Annotated in this window: 2 protein-coding genes; both read left to right on the top strand. The window is 32.4% G+C overall.

Annotated elements, in window-relative coordinates:
• Positions 1-269: 269 nt before the first annotated feature.
• The gene (locus tag N5D90_RS17010; RefSeq protein ID WP_280063468.1) at positions 270-1,853 is read left to right on the top strand and encodes a hypothetical protein; all 1,584 of its coding nucleotides are present in this window, start codon (positions 270-272) and stop codon (positions 1,851-1,853) included.
• Positions 1,854-1,893: 40 nt separating this feature from the next.
• Positions 1,894-2,322: a transposase gene (locus tag N5D90_RS17005; protein ID WP_280063466.1), complete on the top strand. Its 429-nt coding sequence runs from the start codon at positions 1,894-1,896 to the stop codon at positions 2,320-2,322.
• The last annotated feature ends 254 nt before the right edge of the window (positions 2,323-2,576 follow it).

The raw sequence follows: 2,576 nt of genomic DNA, 5'->3' as shown, positions 1-2,576 counted from the left end.
AATATCAAATCATCACATGATAATAAATCAGTTGCTCTTAGCAAAAAATATATCGACTTATATTATTCGTTTCTTTTACAACTCAAAATTTATAAACCCTATAAAAACAAAATATTCTGTCATTATTATAGAATGTAGTAATAGTGTATTCGTAGACCACCTTCTCCTCAGTCATAATTTGTATAACAATGTAACCCCACAAATAGCTGTATAAGCAATAAACTTGAGTGGAGTTTGAAAAGATTACCATTAATTATAATTCAATATAAATGATAAAAAAAACAATATTATTAGGAACTTTATTATTCAGTTCTACCGCTTTTTCCCAAGTAGGTATAAATACAGAAAATCCAAAAGTTACTTTAGACGTTACGGCGTCACCTACCGATCTTACCAAAACTGATGGGATTATTGCCCCAAGATTGACAGGAGATGAACTGAAAGCAAAAGATCCTAATTATACCAATGACCAAACAGGTGCAATCGTATATGTAACAGCTGCCACAAGTCCAACAACCACAAAAACTTCCAACGTAACCACCGCAGGATATTACTTCTTTGATGGTGTAATCTGGCAAAAACTAAACGGAGGAGGAAGCTATACTAACGATTTTTGGACAACTACAGGAAACTCTACTCTTGCAACCGACTTTATAGGTACGTTAAATGACCAGCCTTTTAATTTTAAGATAAACAATTCTACCGCAGGAATTATTACAAAAAGCAGTGTTTCTTTAGGTTACAATACGTTAATAGCCAATACTGCAATACAAAACACCGCCGTTGGTCTAAATGTTTTGCAGAAAAACACCACAGGACAAAGCAACACTGCTTATGGAGCATTAGCTTTAAGGGAAAATGTTACAGGAAATGCTAATATTGCTGTGGGGAGATCTTCCTTATTATCAAATACTACGGGGAGTTATAATATTGCAATTGGTGACAATGCTTTGAACAACAATAAAGCAAGTTTTAATACAGCCATTGGAGAAGCCGCTTTATTTAATAATACCACAGGTACATATAACACGGCAGTGGGTAGAATGACTGCTTCAGGTAATATAACAGGTAATAATAACACTGCTATTGGTTATAATGCTGGACCAGCAAGTGGAAGTACTAATTTAAATTACACTACAGCCATTGGAGCAGGAGCTATTGTAACACAAAATAACTCTATGATCTTAGGAGGTACAACTGCAGTTACAGCCGTAAATGTAGGTATTAACACTACAGCTCCAACACACAAATTGCATATAGAAACTGGTGGTACAGCAACAGCACCTGTTGCCGCAATAAAAATTGTAGATGGCAACCAAGCAGTAGGTAAAATCCTTACTTCTGATGCAAATGGAGTGGGAACGTGGTCTAATATTAACCTTTTTAGCAGCCTCCCTGTCAATGGGTATTTTACCTGGATTGCTAATACACAATTAGGAAATACTAACTGGAATTCTGTAGCCTATCTTGATGTTCCTCCAGGTACGCATAATATCTCGGCGAAAATACACTTTCTTGCTTCCGGATTTGCTGTTACGGAAGGTGCATATATCAGGTTTTTTATAGGTAAAGATCAATTATCAAACACTTCGTCGGGAAATTATAATCCAATTTTAGGAACCAGCAATTTCCAGCCTTTAGCCCGCGCCGCCGCAAATGCTGAAAACAGGGATTTTGAAATGAATACAGAGTTTATTTATACCAATACAACGAATGGAACAGAAAGATTATATATGAATGTACAATGCGATAATTCTGCTATTCAGAGAAGTACTTATATCTACCCTGGTACTGTAAATTACAAAGGCGTTAATATAACGGAAAACTATTTCTACTATGTTCCGATTAACTAACAGAAGGTTCATATAGTCGTTATTTACATATTAAAAAAAAATGAATTTCAAAGAGATACATATTGGTGAGTTAGTTAGGTTGGGTGTTACAGATCGTGGGATAGAAATATCCCGCATCTGTAATTTTTTTAAATGCTCTGAAGATGAAATAAAAGAAATGTATAAACAAGAAAATTTATCTACCGATATTTTGCTAAAATGGAGTAAACTATTGGAATACGATTTTTTCAGATTATATACACAACATCTTATTTTATATGCACCTCCAATAGCAAAAGAAAGAAAGGAAAGAAATGTAAAAAACAAAAAGATATTACTTCCACAATTCCGTAAGAATATTTATACCAAAGAGATTATAGATTTTATTTTGGAACAAATTTCATCTGGAGAAATGACAAAAACAGAAGTTATGAAACGTTATAACATTCCAAAAACCACCCTATATAAATGGTTGAAAAAATATAATTAAAAATATGAATTTAAATTATATTATCGTTTTTTTATTCTCAAGTCGGTATTACAAAAACAAAATATATAAACAATTATACTATTATTAATCTTAAGTAGAAAGTGGATATCTATTATCTAAAAATTAACGTAGTGTTTTCATTAAAAATATTAAATTTAGATAATTTTATTCTAGAAAATATATATTTTGGAAAAGGTGATAAAACCCTGGAGAAAAAAAATCATAAACAACAAGCAATTATGAAAAGTAAGGTC

The organism is Empedobacter sp. GD03797 (assembly GCF_029842105.1).
In the GTDB taxonomy this organism is placed as follows: Bacteria; Bacteroidota; Bacteroidia; order Flavobacteriales; family Weeksellaceae; genus Empedobacter; species Empedobacter falsenii_C.
This window is presented reverse-complemented; position numbering and strand designations above follow the sequence as displayed.